General features: G+C 74.1%; 15 protein-coding genes. 12 read left to right on the plus strand and 3 right to left on the minus strand.

Annotated features, from left to right (window positions below; genetic code table 11):
* Positions 1–129: 129 nt before the first annotated feature.
* Both ACSMXR_RS22855 and ACSMXR_RS22860 read right to left on the minus strand, forming a co-directional pair.
* On the minus strand, positions 130–3,522 hold the full coding sequence (locus ACSMXR_RS22855; RefSeq protein WP_473169797.1) for an ALF repeat-containing protein: 3,393 nt from the start codon (positions 3,520–3,522) through the stop codon (positions 130–132).
* A 141-nt stretch (positions 3,523–3,663) separates the two neighbouring features.
* Positions 3,664–3,810: a hypothetical protein gene (locus ACSMXR_RS22860; protein WP_473169798.1), complete on the minus strand. Its 147-nt coding sequence runs from the start codon at positions 3,808–3,810 to the stop codon at positions 3,664–3,666.
* 251 nt (positions 3,811–4,061) lie between these two features.
* Between ACSMXR_RS22860 and glmS the strand changes: the two genes are divergently transcribed.
* The 8 genes from glmS (at position 4,062) to ACSMXR_RS22900 (ending at position 11,616) form a co-directional block, all read left to right on the plus strand.
* Positions 4,062–5,909 (plus strand): glutamine--fructose-6-phosphate transaminase (isomerizing), encoded by a 1,848-nt coding sequence (gene glmS, locus ACSMXR_RS22865; RefSeq protein ID WP_137232451.1) that lies wholly within the window; start codon positions 4,062–4,064, stop codon positions 5,907–5,909.
* Positions 5,910–5,954: 45 nt separating this feature from the next.
* Positions 5,955–6,323: a holo-ACP synthase gene (locus tag ACSMXR_RS22870; protein WP_103507544.1), complete on the plus strand. Its 369-nt coding sequence runs from the start codon at positions 5,955–5,957 to the stop codon at positions 6,321–6,323.
* A 76-nt stretch (positions 6,324–6,399) separates the two neighbouring features.
* Positions 6,400–7,848: an NAD(P)H-hydrate dehydratase gene (locus tag ACSMXR_RS22875; protein ID WP_473169799.1), complete on the plus strand. Its 1,449-nt coding sequence runs from the start codon at positions 6,400–6,402 to the stop codon at positions 7,846–7,848.
* Between the two features lie 9 nt (positions 7,849–7,857).
* Positions 7,858–8,247: a DUF488 domain-containing protein gene (locus ACSMXR_RS22880; protein WP_473169800.1), complete on the plus strand. Its 390-nt coding sequence runs from the start codon at positions 7,858–7,860 to the stop codon at positions 8,245–8,247.
* Positions 8,248–8,307: 60 nt separating this feature from the next.
* Positions 8,308–9,504, plus strand: coding sequence for an alanine racemase (gene alr / locus ACSMXR_RS22885; protein WP_473169801.1), 1,197 nt, complete (start codon positions 8,308–8,310; stop codon positions 9,502–9,504).
* On the plus strand, positions 9,501–10,751 hold the full coding sequence (locus ACSMXR_RS22890) for an alpha/beta fold hydrolase (RefSeq protein WP_376186883.1): 1,251 nt from the start codon (positions 9,501–9,503) through the stop codon (positions 10,749–10,751). Before alr ends, ACSMXR_RS22890 begins: the two co-directional genes overlap by 4 nt.
* Complete coding sequence (tsaE, locus tag ACSMXR_RS22895) at positions 10,720–11,268, plus strand: tRNA (adenosine(37)-N6)-threonylcarbamoyltransferase complex ATPase subunit type 1 TsaE (RefSeq protein ID WP_137232446.1); 549 nt, start codon at positions 10,720–10,722, stop codon at positions 11,266–11,268. The genes ACSMXR_RS22890 and tsaE overlap by 32 nt, the downstream gene beginning before the upstream one ends.
* A gap of 147 nt (positions 11,269–11,415) precedes the next feature.
* A complete protein-coding gene (locus ACSMXR_RS22900; RefSeq protein WP_473169802.1) occupies positions 11,416–11,616 on the plus strand; it encodes a hypothetical protein in 201 nt (66 codons plus the stop codon).
* A 65-nt stretch (positions 11,617–11,681) separates the two neighbouring features.
* Here the strand turns inward: ACSMXR_RS22900 and ACSMXR_RS22905 are convergent, their stop codons facing one another.
* Entirely contained in the window at positions 11,682–12,278 is a 597-nt protein-coding gene (locus ACSMXR_RS22905; RefSeq protein WP_170994546.1) for a hypothetical protein, read from the minus strand.
* Between the two features lie 134 nt (positions 12,279–12,412).
* Here ACSMXR_RS22905 and tsaB point away from each other — a divergent pair, with 134 nt between their 5' ends.
* Genes tsaB through ACSMXR_RS22925 form a run of 4 tightly spaced genes read left to right on the plus strand, consistent with a single transcriptional unit; the run spans position 12,413 to position 14,956 of the window.
* Positions 12,413–13,060 (plus strand): tRNA (adenosine(37)-N6)-threonylcarbamoyltransferase complex dimerization subunit type 1 TsaB, encoded by a 648-nt coding sequence (gene tsaB / locus ACSMXR_RS22910; RefSeq protein WP_137232590.1) that lies wholly within the window; start codon positions 12,413–12,415, stop codon positions 13,058–13,060.
* Complete coding sequence (gene rimI, locus ACSMXR_RS22915) at positions 13,057–13,575, plus strand: ribosomal protein S18-alanine N-acetyltransferase (RefSeq protein ID WP_030084389.1); 519 nt, start codon at positions 13,057–13,059, stop codon at positions 13,573–13,575. Before tsaB ends, rimI begins: the two co-directional genes overlap by 4 nt.
* Positions 13,575–14,687 (plus strand): tRNA (adenosine(37)-N6)-threonylcarbamoyltransferase complex transferase subunit TsaD, encoded by a 1,113-nt coding sequence (gene tsaD, locus ACSMXR_RS22920; RefSeq protein WP_473172432.1) that lies wholly within the window; start codon positions 13,575–13,577, stop codon positions 14,685–14,687. Before rimI ends, tsaD begins: the two co-directional genes overlap by 1 nt.
* Positions 14,684–14,956, plus strand: a complete 273-nt coding sequence (locus ACSMXR_RS22925; RefSeq protein WP_364888872.1) for a hypothetical protein — start codon at positions 14,684–14,686, stop codon at positions 14,954–14,956. Before tsaD ends, ACSMXR_RS22925 begins: the two co-directional genes overlap by 4 nt.
* The last annotated feature ends 5 nt before the right edge of the window (positions 14,957–14,961 follow it).

Genomic DNA, 14,961 nt, shown 5'->3' on the forward strand with positions numbered 1-14,961 from the left:
TTGCGCCGTCGTCAAGCTCTCTGCCTGCACGCTTCTTCTCCCGTCCGTTCAGTTGTCCAGTGTCCCGTGTGCGGTGCGGGTGGGCGGCGCCGTGTCCGGTGCCGCCCACCCGCCTCGATCAGCCCCCGGTCAGCTCCAGTTCAGCAGCCCGATGGCCGCCGTCGTGGTGTCCTCCAGGAAGCCGGACACCTTCATGCCGACGTCGTCCGCGATGCCCGCCAGGCTGCTGCCGACCTTCTTGGACACATGGGCCACGGCTCGGCCCTTCCCGAAGAACAGGGCGCTCAAAGCGAACGTGCCCAGATTCTTCTTGAAATCGTCCGTGCCCCAGCTCGCGATGACGTTCACACCGCCCGCCAGCAGGGAGACCCCGCCCGCGACGAGCGAGATGCCACCGAGGATCGCGGCCGCGCCCTGGCCGACGACCGGGATCCAGCCGACCGCCAGGGCCAGACCGCCCGCACCGGCCGAGATCGTACCGGCGATGGTGCTGACACGGCCGGAGTACTTGATCCACTGGTCCTTGGTCAGACCGAGGAACTCACCGTCCTCCTCCGCCTTGTTCTTGTCGTTGTCGGCGCTGTCGGCCGGGTTCTTGCCGCTCTGCGCGTCCTCCTTCGCCTTGCGTTCCGCGGCGGCCGCGGCGGCGGCGATCTCCTGCTGCCGCTTCTCGCGGGCGATGCGGTGCGCGTCGGAGGCGACCGCGGCCGCCTCCGACGCGTCCTTGCCCGCCTGCTCGGCGGAGGCGCGGGCGCTCGCCGCGGACTGTGCGGCGGAGGCGGCGGAGGCCTGGGCCCGGCCGGCGGAGGAGTAGGCCTGGTTCATGGAGTAGTTCGCGGCCCGGGCGGCGGACCGTGCCACCACGGCGGCGCTCTCGGCGCGCTGGGCGGAGGCGGCGGCACGCGCGGCCGAGGCGTCGGCCGCCTCGGCGTTGTTGCGCGCCTTGGTGGCCGCGTCCTCCGCGGCCTTGGCGTAGCCCTTGGCCTTGTCCGCCCAGTCCGCCGCCTCCTCGGCCGCCTGCCGGGCGTCAGCCGCCGCCTTGGAGGCGCGCGCGGCGTCCTCCAGGGCCCGCTGGGCGATCTGCGCGGCGTGCGCGATGGCGGCCCGGATCGCGGCGACGTGCGCCTCGGCGTCGTGGTCGAGGCGGGCGACGTTGAACTGGTCGTGCGCCACGAAGGACCGCCGCATGAGGGCGGACCCCTCCAGGACTACCTTGGCCGCCGAACGGAGGTAGGCCCCGCCCTCGTTGAGGATCTTGAAGACCTCGACGGTGTCGTCTTCCTTGACCGCCTCGACGTACTCCGTGCTCAGGAAGCGGAACAGCGCCTCCGGGCTGCCGTCGGCGAGGGCCGCCTCCGCCTTGGCCTTGACCGCGCGGCCGGGGTCCTGGCCGAGGATCGTGAAGATCTTGACGCGGTTCTCGGTGGCGGCCGAATCGGTCATGCCCGCTTCGAGGAACGCGCTCGCCGCGTCGGGGTCCTCGCTCTTCAGCGCCACATGCGCGCCGGCCGCGACATCCGGCGCCGCCATCTCGGCCAGGGCCAGGACCGTCTCGCGGTCGTCCTGCCGCTGGGCCGCCGGGCGGTCGACGTCGATCCAGTTGAGGATCTCGTAGTCGCCCGCCGCGAGGGCGAACTCCGCCGCCTGGCGCGTCCATGTCCCGTGGCTGTCGAGGAGTTTGACCGCCGCCTGGCGGCCCGTGGACACCGCCCGCGGCTGGTCCCCGGCGGTGAGGGCCTCCTGCGCCTGCGCGACGAGATCGCGGATCTCCTGCGCCATCTGGTCGTTCTGGGTGCGCTGGGTGGCGATCCGGTCCAGGGCCTCCTGCTCCTGGGCGGCCTTGAGGCGGGCCGCGACGATGCCGACCTCGGTGTCCTGCTCGATGCGTTCGGCCTCGGCCACGCGGGCCGCCGCCTCGACGTCCGTCGCCTCCTTGACGGCGTCGGCCGCGGTGTTGGCGGCCTTCACGGCCTCCTCGGCGAAGAGCCGGGAGCGCTTCGCGTACTCGATCGCCTGGCCGGCGTGCTTGGCCGCGTCCTCGGCGGCGTCGGCGGCCTTCTCGGCGTGCGCGGCGGCGGAGTTGGCCGCCTTGTGCGCGGCGGATGCCGCTGCCGCGGCCTTGTCCGCCAGCGACCGGGAGAGCGCGGCCGCCCGGGTGGCGCGGGCCGCCTGGGCGTTGGCGTCGGCGGCGGCCTCACGGGCCTTGCGGGCCTCGGCGGTGGCGGCGCCGGCGGCGTTGGCCGCGTCGGCGGATGCGCTGGCGGCGGCCGCGGCGTTGCCGGCCGCGGAGGCGGCGGCGGCACCCGCCGCCGAGGCCTGCGTGGAGGCTATGGAGGCCTGGTCGGCGGCCTTCGCCGCGGTGCGCGCCTTCGCTGCGGCGTCCCGGGCGCCCTTGGCCGCCGAGAGCGCGGCGGAGGCCTTGGAGGCGTCACCGGAGGCGGCGATGGCCGCGTTGTAGGCGCGGGAGGCCGCGCGGCCGGCCACGGCGGCCGCCGCTGCCGCCGCCTGTGCGGCGTTCGCCGCCCGCTGCGAGGCGGCCTGCGCGGACCGCGAGGCGCTGATCGCGGTCTGTGCCGCGCGGGCGGCCCCGCGTGCCGCGTCGGACGCCTTGTTGGCGGCCGCCGCCGACTTGCGTACGTCGTTCTGCGCGGCCTTGGCCTCGGCCGCCGCGATCAGCGCGGCCTCCTTGGCCTTGACCGCGGCTTCCTTCGCCTGCTCGGAGGCGGCGACGGCCTTGTCGGTCTTGAGCCGGGCCTGCTTGCCCTCGCGCTCGACGATCGACACGAGCTGGTCGATCGTGGCCGTTTCCTCGTCGCGCGCCCGGGCGATGTGCTGACCGGTGTTCAGGAACCACTGGATCGCCTTCGCGGACCCGTCCTGCAGCGCGCGCTGCGCGTACTCCTTCACCTGGGGCGAGGCGGTGGCGAGGATCTTGAAGACCTCGACCTGCTCGTCCTCCTCCTGGCCGTCGAAGCGGGTTTCCAGGAGGAACTTCTCCAGCGACTCCTGGGTGTCCGCGTTCAGCGCGGTGTTCGCACGGCTCTTGGTGCCCGTGCCGCCGCTCTCCATGACCCGGAGGACCTCGGCCCGGAGGTCGGTCTTGAGCGGCGCCAGATAGCCGTCCTTGAGGTAGGCGGCGATGGCCTCGTCGCCGCCGGACAGCGCCCGGCTCGCCGCCGTCTGGACGGACCGGCCCGCCCAGGCGAGGCCCTGGAACACGGCCACCCGGTTGTCCTCGGCCCTGGCCGGGGCGAGTTCGCCCGACAGGAACGCCGCGATCCGGGCGTCGTTGCCGAGCAGCGCGGCGGCGGCGGCCTCCCGTACGGCCCGGCCACCGGTCAGGTACGCCCACAGGACCTGGCCGCGGTCGGTGTCCGGGAGGTTGTCGGGCAGATCGGAGGCGGCGCCCGCGGCATACGCCGGGGCCCCGGACAGGACGAGCGATCCGGGTACGGCGGCGACGGCGGTCATCGCGGAGAGCGTGGTGAGGATGCGGCGTCTGCTCCACATGGTGGGTGGCACGACGGAATTCCTTTCGGTGTGGGAACGCTGGACGCGCCGCTCACTCGGGTGAGGGCGCTGATGGCGTTACGCACGGCGGCATGGCGGCACAGCCCCGCGGCTGTCCTGCCGTCGGCGCTCTTTCGGGGTGTGTGCCGGTCGCTAGCCGGAGGTGACGATCTCCACGAGCATGTGCTCGTGGCCTGCCGGGTCGGCCGTCTCGCCCACCGGGGCCCAGGAGTTGGCCGCCTCGACCACCCCGGACAGGGTGCACGCGGCCAGGGCGGACTTCAGTACGCGCCTTCTCAAAACCCCTCCTCGCATCACCGGAAGGTGTCCCGAGCCCCCTGCTCGTACCCCGCTGTCACCTTCCGGGTGGGCTCAGCCCAACAGCTGCCGCACCCGAAGGCAAGCAAGGCACGTACGGCATAGGCGACATGAGAGGAAGGGGAGTGTGAGCTTCACCACAATGCTGAAAAGGTTGTATGAAGATCAGCGTCGATCGCGTCACGAAGTATTCAAGAGGCCCGGAATCCGCCTTCCGGCCTTAGGGTGCCGTTATGTGCGGAATCGTGGGTTATGTCGGTGGGCAGTCGGCGCAGGACGTCGTCGTCGCGGGACTCAAGCGCCTCGAATACCGGGGCTACGACTCGGCGGGTGTCGCCGTTCTCGCGGACGGCGGGCTGGCCGCCGCGAAGAAGGCGGGCAAGCTCGTCAATCTGGAGAAGGAGCTGGGGGACCGGCCGCTGCCGGCCGGTCGGACCGGCATCGGACACACCCGCTGGGCGACGCACGGAGCGCCCACCGACGTCAACGCCCACCCGCACCTGGACAACGCGGGCCGGGTCGCCGTCGTGCACAACGGGATCATCGAGAACTTCGCCGCGCTCCGCCGCGAACTGACCGGGCGCGGGCACGCCCTGGAGTCGGAGACGGACACCGAGGTCGTCGCGCATCTGCTGGCCGAGGCGTTCTCGGCGGGCGGAGACCTCGCGGACGCGATGCGGCAGGTGTGCCGGCGGCTGGAGGGGGCCTTCACCCTCGTCGCCGTCCACGCGGACCAGCCCGACGTCGTCGTCGGCGCCCGGCGCAACTCCCCGCTCGTCGTGGGCGTGGGGCAGGACGAGTGGTTCCTCGCCTCCGACGTCGCCGCCTTCATCGCGCACACCCGCTCCGCGATCGAGCTGGGCCAGGACCAGGTCGTCGAGCTGAGCCGCGAGGGCGTCACCGTCACCGGCTTCGACGGAGAGCTCGCCGAGGTGCGCGAGTACCACGTCGACTGGGACGCCTCCGCCGCCGAGAAGGGCGGCTACGCCTCCTTCATGCTCAAGGAGATCGCCGACCAGCCGCAGGCCGTCGCCGACACCCTCCTCGGCCGGATCGACGGCGAGGGCGCGCTCCACCTCGACGAGGTGCGCATCCCGGACACCGAACTGCGCGAGGTCGACAAGGTCGTCATCGTCGCCTGCGGCACCGCCTTCCACGCCGGGATGATCGCCAAGTACGCCATCGAGCACTGGACCCGGCTGCCCTGCGAGACCGAACTGGCCAGCGAGTTCCGCTACCGGGACCCGATCCTGGACCAGCGCACCCTCGTCGTCGCCATCTCCCAGTCCGGCGAGACCATGGACACCCTGATGGCGCTGCGGCACGCCCGCGAACAGGGCGCGAAGGTGCTCGCCATCTGCAACACGAACGGCTCCACCATCCCGCGCGAGTCCGACGCCGTCCTCTACACGCACGCCGGACCCGAGGTCGCCGTCGCCTCCACCAAGGCCTTCCTCACCCAGCTCGTCGCCTGCTACCTGGTGGCGCTCTACCTCGGCCAGGTGCGCGGCACCAAGTGGGGCGACGAGATTCGTACGGTAGTGCGCCAGCTCTCCGCCGTCCCCGGCGAGGTCGACCGCGTACTGGAGACGATGGAGCCGGTGCGCGAGCTGGCCCGGTCCCTCGCCCACCACGACACCGTGCTGTTCGTCGGCCGGCACGTCGGCTACCCGGTCGCCCTCGAAGGCGCGCTCAAGCTCAAGGAACTCGCCTACATGCACGCCGAGGGCTTCGCGGCAGGCGAGCTGAAGCACGGGCCGATCGCGCTCATCGAACAGGGGCTGCCGGTCGTCGTCATCGTGCCGTCGCCGCGCGGGCGTTCGGTCCTCCACGACAAGATCGTGTCCAACATCCAGGAGATCCGGGCCCGGGGCGCGCTCACCGTCGTCGTCGCCGAGGAGGGCGACGAGGCCGTCGTCCCGTACGCCGACCACCTCATCACCGTCCCCGCAACGCCTACGCTGCTTCAGCCGCTGGTCGCCACCGTGCCGCTCCAGGTCTTCGCCTGCGAGCTCGCGACGGCCCGCGGCAACGAAGTGGACCAGCCGCGCAATCTGGCGAAGTCCGTGACCGTGGAGTGAACCGGGGCGCGCGTCCCGGGTGATGGGGATGGCGAGGGTGGGTTCGTGATCATCGGAGTCGGCATCGATGTGGCCGAGATCGAGCGGTTCGGCGCGGCGCTGGAGCGCACGCCCCAGTTGGCCGACCGGCTCTTCGTCGGGAGCGAGCTGACGCTGCCGAGCGGCGAGCGGCGCGGTGTCGCCTCGCTCGCCGCCCGGTTCGCCGCGAAGGAGGCCCTGGCCAAGGCGCTCGGCGCACCGGGCGGGCTGCTCTGGAGCGACGCGGAGGTCTGGGTCGAGGAGAGCGGGCAGCCCCGGCTGCGGGTACGCGGCACGGTCGCCGCCCGCGCCGCCGAACTGGGCGTGCGCGGCTGGCACGTCTCGCTCAGCCATGACGCGGGCGTCGCCTCGGCGGTGGTGATCGCCGAGGGGTGAGCACCCGCACGGCCGAACCGGTCGCCACGCCCCGCGGGGGTGGCGTCGGCCCGGGTGATCGCGGAGGGTTGGACCCATGCGACGTGCCTACAGCGTGGAGACCGTACGGGCCGCCGAGGCCGCCCTCATGCAGCGGCTGCCGGAAGGCGCCCTGATGCAGCGCGCCGCCGCCGGACTCGCCGTGGCCTGCGGCGATCTGCTGCGGCGCAACGGCCGGGTGTACGGGTCCCGGGTGCTGCTCCTGGTCGGCAGCGGCGACAACGGCGGCGACGCGCTGTACGCGGGCGCCCGCCTCGCCCGCCGGGGCGCGGGCGTGCGGGCCCTGCTGCTCGCCCCCGACCGGGCGCACCCCGGCGGCCTCGCCGCGCTGCTGGCGGCCGGCGGACAGATCGTCGACGGGCCGGACGGGCTCGGCGTGCTCGACCTCGTGGTGGACGGCATCACCGGCATCGGCGGGCGCGGCGGGCTGCGCGAGGACGCCGCCGAACTGCTGCACGCGGTGACCCGGGACCGTACGCCGGTCCTCTCCGTCGACCTGCCGAGCGGGGTGGAGGCCGACACCGGGGAGGTGCACGGCGACGCGGTCCGGGCGGACGCCACGGTCACCTTCGGCACCTACAAGCCCGGCCTCCTGATCGACCCGGCCGCCGAACACGCGGGGGCGCTGCGGCTGGTGGACATCGGGCTCGGGCCTGAGCTGCCCGAGCCGCCGGACCTGGAGGCGCTCCAGTACGCGGACGTCGCGGCGCTGCTGCCGGTGCCGGGCGCGGAGAGCGACAAGTACCGGCGCGGCGTCGTCGGTGTGGTCGCCGGGTCCGAGCGCTACCCGGGCGCGGCGGTCCTCGCGGTCGCGGGCGCGCTGCGCGGCGGGGCCGGGGCCGTGCGGTACGTCGGACCGGGCGCGGACGCGGTGATCGCCCGGTTCCCCGAGGCGCTGGTGCACGCGGGGCCGCCGTCGAAGGCCGGGCGGGTGCAGGCCTGGGTGGTCGGACCGGGGCTCGGCGACGGGCGGGGCGCGGAGGCGGCCGTCGCCGATGTGCTGGCCGCCGACGTGCCGGTGCTCGTCGACGCGGACGGGCTGCGGCTGCTGGACGCGGAGACCGTACGCACCCGGACCGCCCCGACCGTTCTCACCCCGCACGCGGGGGAGGCCGCCGCGCTGCTCGGCACGGCCCGCGAGGAGGTGGAGTCCGGGCGGCTCACCGCCGTGCGCGAACTGGCCGCCCGCTACCGCGCCACCGTGCTCCTCAAGGGCTCCACGACCCTGATCGCGGAGGCCCGCGACACCCCCGTACGGGTCAACCCGACCGGTACGTCCTGGCTGGCCACGGCGGGCAGCGGCGATGTGCTCTCCGGTCTGACCGGCTCCCTGCTCGCGGCCGGGCTCGCCCCGCGCGACGCCGCGTCCGTCGGCGCCTTTCTGCACGGGCTCGCCGCCCGGCACGGCTCGGACGGGGCCCCGGTCTCCGCGCAGGACGTCGCGGACGGCATCCCGGCGGCCTGGCGCGACGTGCGGGCGGGGTGAGCGGGGGCGATGGTGGAGAGCGTGAGTGAATCCGTACGCGTACGCAGGGCGTACGACCCGGTCGAGGACGGCGACGGCACCCGGGTCCTGGTCGACCGGCTCTGGCCCCGGGGCGTCTCCAAGGAGCGGGCCGCGATCGACGTATGGCTCAAGGACGTCACGCCGTCGGACGAGCTGCGCTCCTGGTACCACCACGACCGCGCGGACCGGCACGAGGAGTTCGTCGAGCGCTACCGCGCAGAGCTGGACGACCCGACGCACACCGAGGCGGTCGAGCAGCTCGTCGGCCTGGTGCGCGAGGGCGGCCCGGTCACCCTGATCACGGCGGCCAAGGACGTGGCCGACAGCCATGTCCCGGTCCTGGTCGACCACCTCAAGCATGTGATGAAACGTACATAAGCCCGGATACCGGCGTGCACTGCCCGGGAGGTGGCGGGTGCCTCTGAGAGACTGGGCGCGATGAACGAGACAGCGTCCCTGAGAGCCCGTGCCGAGATCGACCTCGCCGCGCTGCGCGCCAATGTGCGCGTCCTGCGCGAGCGGGCGGCCGGTGCGCAGCTCATGGCCGTGGTGAAGTCCGACGGGTACGGGCACGGGGCGGTGCCCTGCGCCAGGGCCGCGCGGGAGGCCGGGGCGACCTGGCTGGGCACCGCGACCCCGCACGAGGCGCTCGCCCTGCGGGCGGCCGGACTCGACGGCCGGATCATGTGCTGGCTCTGGACGCCCGGCGGCCCCTGGCGCGAGGCGATCGAGGCCGACCTCGATGTGTCGGTCGGCGGTATGTGGGCGCTGCGCGAGGTCGTCGCCGCCGCCGGAGCCGCGGGCCGCCCGGCCCGCGTCCAGCTCAAGGCCGACACCGGCCTCGGCCGGGGCGGCTGCCAGCCCGCCGACTGGCCCGAACTGGTCACCGAGGCGCTCGCCGCCGAGCAGGCCGGACGGGTCCGGATCACCGGCCTGTGGTCGCACTTCGCCTGCGCCGACGAACCGGGCCACCCCTCGATCGCCGCCCAGCTCGACGTCTACCGCGACATGGTGGCGTACGCCGAGAAGGAGGGCGTGGAGCCCGAGGTGCGGCACCTGGCCAACTCCCCGGCCACGCTCACGATCCCCGAGGCGCACTTCGACCTCGTCCGGACGGGCATCGCGATGTACGGCATCTCGCCCGCCCCCGAGCTGGGCACCTCCGCCGACCTCGGGCTGCGCCCCGTGATGACGCTCGCCGCGTCCGTCGCCCTGGTCAAGGACGCCCCGGCCGGACACGGCGTCAGCTACGGCCACCACTACCGCACGAGCACCGGGACGACCCTCGGCCTGATCCCCGTCGGCTACGCGGACGGCGTCCCGCGCCACGCGTCGGGCCGGGGCCCCGTCCTGGTCGGCGGGCGGCGGCGCACGGTCGCGGGCCGGGTCGCCATGGACCAGTTCGTCGTCGACCTCGACGGCGACCGGCCCGAGGCGGGCGCGGAGGCGGTGCTGTTCGGGCCCGGCGACCGGGGCGAGCCGACCGCGCAGGACTGGGCGGAGGCCGCCGACACCATCGCGTACGAGATCGTCACGCGCATCGGCACCCGGGTGCCCAGGGTGTACGTGAACGGGACGGCCGATCCCACCGATCCGGCCGATCGCACCGATCCGACCGGGGGCGGACAGCAGTGAGCGAGAGCAGCGCGGAGGCCGTGGTGGCCGCGACCGCGAACGTGGCCGGCGCGGCCGGTGCGGCGGGCTGGCGCCGGGCGGGGATCGCCGGGGCCGCGATAGGGGTGCTCGCCGCGGGCGCGGCGGCCGGGGTCGCCGTCGAGCGGCTCACCGTCGGGCGCGGCATGCGCAAGAAGGCCCGTCTCGCCCTGGACGCCACCGGGCCCTACGGATCGCTGCGCGGTACGCCGGGCCGGGCCGTCGCCGACGACGGCACCGAGCTGTACTACGAGGTCGACGAGGTGGAGGACGCGCAGGCGACGGCCGACGAGGGCGCCTCCGGCACCCGCCGCCGTCGCCTCTTCGGACGCCGGGCGCCCGCCCCGGTCACCGTCGTCTTCAGCCACGGCTACTGCCTCGGCCAGGACTCCTGGCACTTCCAGCGGGCCGCGCTGCGCGGTCTCGTCCGCTGTGTCTACTGGGACCAGCGCAGCCACGGCCGCTCCGAGCGGGGCCGGGCCCAGGCGGACGGGGTGCCGGTCGGCATCGACCAGCTCGGCCGCGACCTCAAGGCGGTCATCGACGCGGCGGCCCCCGAGGGCCCGCTGGTGCTGGTCGGGCACTCCATGGGCGGCATGACGATGATGGCGCTGGCCGACCAGTACCCGGCCCTGATCCGCGACCGGGTCGCCGCCGTCGCCCTGGTCGGCACCTCCGGCGGCAGGCTCGGCGAGGTCAACTTCGGGCTGCCGGTGGCGGGCGTGAACGCGGTGCGCCGGGTGCTGCCCGGGGTGCTGAAGGCGCTCGGCTCGCAGACGGAGCTGGTGGAGAAGGGCCGGAGGGCCACGGCGGACCTGTTCGCCGGGCTGATCAAGCGGTATTCGTTCGGCTCGCGGGACGTGGACCCGGCGGTCTCCCGGTTCGCGGAACGGCTGATCGAGTCCACCCCGATCGATGTGGTCGCCGAGTTCTACCCGGCCTTCACCGACCACGACAAGAGCGGCGCGCTGCCCGCGTTCCGGGACGTGCCGGTGCTGATCCTGGCCGGGGACAAGGACCTGGTCACCCCCAGCTCGCACAGCGAGGCCATCGCGGACGTCCTGCCCGACGCCGAGCTGGTGATCGTGCCGGACGCCGGGCACCTGGTGATGCTGGAGCACCCGGAGACCGTCACGGACCGGCTGGCCGACCTGCTCGTACGCAGCGGCACGGTGCCGGCCGCTAACGTTGGCGGACATGGAAGCACCGCACAACAGCCCGGCCGCTGAGACCGCTCCGGAACCCGCGGGGACGACGGCTCCCGAGGCCGTCGCCGTGACGCTCACCGTCACCTCCCCCGAACAGATGCAGGACCTGGGCCGCCGCCTCGCCCGGGTGCTGGCCCCCGGCGACCTGGTCATGCTCACCGGCGAGCTGGGCGCCGGGAAGACGACGCTGACCCGCGGCCTCGGCGAGGGCCTCGGCGTGCGCGGCGCGGTCACCTCGCCCACCTTCGTCATCGCCCGCGTCCACCCCTCCCTGGTCCAGGGCCCGGCCCTGGTCCACGTCGACGCCTACCGCCTCGGCGGCGGCCTCGACGAGATGGAGGACCTGGACCTGGACGTGTCGCTGCCGGAGTCGGTGGTGGTCGTGGAGTGGGGCGACGGCAAGGTCGAGGAGCTGGCCGAGGACCGCCTGCGGGTCCTCATCGACCGCGCGACCGGCGACACCGACGACGAGCGGCGCGAGGTGACCCTGGTCGGCATCGGGGCGCGGTGGGCGGGGCTGCGGGAGGACCTGGCGTAACGCCCGGTCCGTGACGTCAGGCTCTACCCTTCCCGACAAGCCGTCGGTAAATTGTTGCGCGGGGGACCGTGGTCGTGGTCACATGGGTACGAGACGTGGTTAGGTTTACCTAACCACGCCCTCCACCGGAGCACCCAGGAGGCATCCATGCCGACGCCCGAGCGCGCAGCGCGACCGCAGCCGCGACCGACTCCGTCCGCCCTGTCGATGAGAGACCTGCTGGCCTCGTGCGCCGCGGCCACCGCCGTCTCCACCCCGCCGAGCGGGGCGCGCAACGAGCCAGAGGAAACGGGCGCCGGTGACGCCCGCGGCGCGGTGCCCCCGCCGGCCAGGCGCGACGCCGCGTAACGGACCCGGCAGCGATCCGCCGGACGCCGCCCACGGACGGACGGCAGCGATCCGCCGGGCGCCGACTACGGGACGACAACGACCTTCGCGCCGACCGTCGCGAAGGTCCACATCGCGTTGCCGTCCGCGCGCTTCATCCGGACGCCGCCGGTCTTCGACGTCGGGTCCGGGCTGGCCATCGAGCCGTCCTGGGCCGCGCTGAAGCCGATCGCCACCTCGTCCACGTTCGCGAAGCGGACCACGTGCTCGATCGGGACGCCGTCCGAGCCCTGGACCGTGCCCGAGCGCGAGGTGACCTGGTGGACCCCGGGCGGCGGGCTGACGGGGCTCGGCATCACGGTGAAGGTGCGGATCGCCTTGTTGTTCTCGTCGACCAGCCACACCCGGCGGTCCTTCAGCGCGTACACGACGCGCTCGCCCTTGCCGGAGGCGGCCGGGACCGCCAGCGGGTCGGCCGGGGGCTTCGGCTTGGCGGAGGGCTGCGCCGAGGCCGCGGCGGACGTCTTCGGGCCGGGCGTGGACGCCACCGAGTCGGGGGCGTTCGCCGAGGCCTGGTAAGCGAGGAAGGCGACCGCGGCGACCGCCGCCGCAGTGAGCCCGGCCACGATTCCCGAGCTGCTCCTTGCCACCGTGAACTCCCCTTTCGGCGCCGCCTGCCGCATGTCGTACAAGCGTTTACGTCGTACCCGCGGATACCCGGTGACGGTAGCAGCAGCGCGTGCGCGGACCGGGACGCCGTACGGACGCCGTACCGCCGTCGGCGGAGCCGTAGGCTGTTTGCGTGCTCTTGCTCGCCATGGATACCGCCACGCCCGCCGTCACCGTCGCCCTGTACGACGGTACGTCCGTCATCGCCTCCTCCGGACAGGTCGACGCCCGCCGCCACGGGGAGCTGCTGCTGCCCGCCGTCGACCGGGTCCTCGCCGAGGCCGGGACGAAGCTCGACGCCGTGACGGACGTGGTCGTGGGCGTCGGCCCCGGCCCGTACACCGGCCTGCGGGTCGGCCTGGTCACCGCCGCCACCTTCGGCTCCGCCCTCTCCGTACCGGTCCACGGTCTGTGCACCCTGGACGGGATCGCGTACGCCGCCGGGCAGGAGGGCCTGGCGGGGCCGTTCGTCGTGGCGACGGACGCGCGCCGCAAGGAGGTCTACTGGGCGCGGTACGAGGACGCCCGCACCCGTACGGGCGAACCCGCCGTCGACCGGCCCGCCGACATCGCCGGAGCCCTCGCCGGGCTCCCCGTGGTCGGCGCGGGCGCGCGGCTCTACCCGGAGTCCTTCCCGGACGCGCGCGGCCCCGAGCACGTGGCCGCCGGGGCGCTCGCCGCGCTCGCCGCCGAGCGGCTGGCCGCCGGACAGGAGCTCCTGGAGCCGCGGCCGCTCTATCTGCGCCGGCCCGACGCCCAGGTCCCGAAGAACTACAAGGTGGTCACCCCGAAGTGAGCGCCGCCACCGCCGTACTGCGCGAGATGCGCTGGTGGGACATCGCACCGGTGCTGGAGCTCGAACACGCGCTGTTCCCGGACGACGCCTGGTCGCCCGGCATGTTCTGGTCCGAGCTGGCCCACGCCCGCGGCCCCGGCGCCACCCGCCACTACGTCGTCGCCGAGGAGACCGCCACCGGCCGGATCGTCGGCTACGCCGGGCTCGCCGCCCTCGGCGACCTGGCCGACGTCCAGACGATCGCGGTCAGCCGCGAGGCCTGGGGCACCGGCCTCGGCTCCGAACTCCTCACCGACCTGCTGAAGGCCGCGACCGCCTTCGAGAGCGCCACCGTGCTGCTCGAAGTGCGGGTCGACAACACCCGCGCGCAGAAGCTGTACGAGCGCTTCGGCTTCGAGCCGATCGGCTTCCGGCGCGGCTACTACCAGCCGGGGAACATCGACGCGCTCGTCATGCGCCTGACCATGCAAGAGCAAGCCGTGCACGAGCACGCACCAGAGACCGGGACTGAATGATGGCTGCCGACGAACCCCTCGTACTCGGCATCGAGACCTCCTGCGACGAGACCGGCGTCGGCATCGTGCGCGGCACGACCCTGCTCGCCGACGCCGTCGCCTCCAGCGTCGACACCCACGCCCGGTTCGGCGGCGTCGTCCCGGAGATCGCCTCCCGCGCCCATCTGGAGGCGATGGTCCCCACCATCGAGCGCGCCCTGAAGCAGGCGGGCGTCAGCGCCCGCGACCTCGACGGCATCGCCGTCACCTCCGGGCCCGGGCTCGCGGGCGCCCTGCTCGTCGGCGTCTCGGCCGCGAAGGCGTACGCGTACGCGCTCGGCAAGCCGCTCTACGGGGTCAACCACCTCGCCTCGCACATCTGCGTCGACCAGCTGGAGCACGGCCCGCTGCCCGAGCCGACGATGGCCCTGCTGGTCAGCGGCGGGCACTCGTCCCTGCTCCTGGCCCCCGACATCACCAGCGACGTCCGCCCGCTCGGCGCGACGATCGACGACGCGGCGGGCGAGGCCTTCGACAAGATCGCCCGGGTGCTGCATCTGGGCTTCCCCGGCGGGCCGGTCATCGACCGGCTGGCGAAGGAGGGCGACCCGAAGGCCATCGCCTTCCCGCGCGGTCTGACCGGCCCGCGCGACGCCCCGTACGACTTCTCCTTCTCCGGCCTCAAGACGTCGGTGGCGCGCTGGATCGAGGCGAAGCGCGCGGCGGGCGAGGAGGTGCCGGTACGGGATGTGGCGGCGTCCTTCCAGGAGGCCGTGGTGGACGTGCTCACCCGCAAGGCGGTCCGGGCCTGCAAGGACGAGGGCGTCGACCACCTGATGATCGGCGGCGGCGTCGCGGCCAACTCCCGGCTGCGCGCCCTGGCCCAGGAGCGCTGCGAGCGGGCCGGGATCCGGCTGCGGGTGCCGCGCCCCGGGCTCTGCACCGACAACGGGGCGATGGTCGCGGCGCTCGGCGCGGAGATGGTCGCCCGCAACCGGCGCCCCTCCGACCTGGAGCTGTCCGCCGACTCCTCGCTGCCGGTGACGGAGCCGCACGTCCCGGGGACCGCGCACGCGCACTCGCACGACCACGATCACGTGCACGAGATCAGCAAGGACAACCTGTACTCATGAGCGGCGACGCGACCATCGTCCTGATGTGGGAGGCCCGGGCCGTGGAGGGCAGGGGCGGCGAGCTCCTGGAGTGGGCCCGCGCCCGGGCCGCCGAGCTGGCCCGCGAACCCCGCCGCCGCGAACTCCTGCGCGCCCCGCAGGACCGGGTGCTGGTGATGACGTGGTGGCAGGACGCCTCGTACGCCGACGACCTGCCCGAACTCCCCGAGCCCGACGCCGCCCTGATCACCCGCCCGGTGCACCGCTGGCGCTTCGAGTCCGTGGGCTGAGCGGC

The organism is Streptomyces sp. DSM 106670 (assembly GCF_055792845.1).

Excerpts from the sequence above, each read along its gene's own strand:
- tsaE (WP_137232446.1), top strand. The coding sequence starts at position 10,720 with ATGGAAGCACCGCACAACAGCCCGGCCGCTGAGACCGCTCCGGAACCC.
- tsaD (WP_473172432.1), top strand. The coding sequence starts at position 13,575 with ATGGCTGCCGACGAACCCCTCGTACTCGGCATCGAGACCTCCTGCGAC.
- tsaB (WP_137232590.1), top strand. The coding sequence starts at position 12,413 with ATGGATACCGCCACGCCCGCCGTCACCGTCGCCCTGTACGACGGTACG.
- alr (WP_473169801.1), top strand. The coding sequence starts at position 8,308 with ATGAACGAGACAGCGTCCCTGAGAGCCCGTGCCGAGATCGACCTCGCC.
- ACSMXR_RS22880 (WP_473169800.1), top strand. The coding sequence starts at position 7,858 with ATGGTGGAGAGCGTGAGTGAATCCGTACGCGTACGCAGGGCGTACGAC.
- glmS (WP_137232451.1), top strand. The coding sequence starts at position 4,062 with ATGTGCGGAATCGTGGGTTATGTCGGTGGGCAGTCGGCGCAGGACGTC.
- ACSMXR_RS22925 (WP_364888872.1), top strand. The coding sequence starts at position 14,684 with ATGAGCGGCGACGCGACCATCGTCCTGATGTGGGAGGCCCGGGCCGTG.
- ACSMXR_RS22875 (WP_473169799.1), top strand. The coding sequence starts at position 6,400 with ATGCGACGTGCCTACAGCGTGGAGACCGTACGGGCCGCCGAGGCCGCC.
- ACSMXR_RS22900 (WP_473169802.1), top strand. The coding sequence starts at position 11,416 with ATGCCGACGCCCGAGCGCGCAGCGCGACCGCAGCCGCGACCGACTCCG.
- ACSMXR_RS22905 (WP_170994546.1), bottom strand. The coding sequence starts at position 12,278 with ATGCGGCAGGCGGCGCCGAAAGGGGAGTTCACGGTGGCAAGGAGCAGC.